Consider the following 562-nt stretch of genomic DNA (forward strand, 5'->3'; position numbering starts at 1 on the left):
AGCCGCGCCAGCTCGCGTCCACTGCCCACGCCTTCGAGCGTGGCGTACAGCCACAGCGCAAACAGGATGCGCGGGTCGATCGCCGCGCGTCCGGCGTTGCTGCCGCGCGCCTTGATCGCATCGGTCAGCCGGCTCAGGTCCTGCCGCTCGACGTAGCCCCATACCAGCCGCGCTCGGTGATCCTCGCCCAGCAGCGACTCCAGGTCCGATGCTCGCAGTTCGATCTGCTTGCGGTTGGGCTGCAGCAGCCGCGGCGGCTGCGCGCGCAGCGCAACGGCTCGCGCTTGCGCGGCGGCCTGCGCTGCTTGCTCATCGACGGGCGCCAAGTCCTCGAACAAAACCCCAGCCACGCTGTCTTGGTGCGTCGGATCGCTCATGCCCAACAGCAAGCCAGAGACATGCCAGCACGAGGGCAGCGGACGAAAAACTCTCACGCTCTCACACGAAGTCGTCGTTGCGGGCCGTGACCGCTGCGCAGGTTCAGATCTCGCTGCCCGTGCAGGGCGTGCTGCGCGATGTCCGCCACGCCTTCCTGGGCCTGTGCATCGACGCCGGCCAGAAG

1 protein-coding gene is annotated in these 562 nt (G+C 68.5%); it reads right to left on the minus strand.

All coding sequences use genetic code 11. The features are described 5' to 3' along the window. The coding region (locus DRV96_RS17870; protein ID WP_473199545.1) for a transposase at nucleotides 1-377 on the minus strand (377 nt) is incomplete at its 3' end. Nucleotides 378-562: the final 185 nt, after the last annotated feature.

Origin of the sequence: Azohydromonas sediminis (genome assembly GCF_003574675.1) — a bacterium.
GTDB classification, from domain to species: domain Bacteria; phylum Pseudomonadota; class Gammaproteobacteria; order Burkholderiales; family Burkholderiaceae_C; genus Calidifontimicrobium; species Calidifontimicrobium sediminis.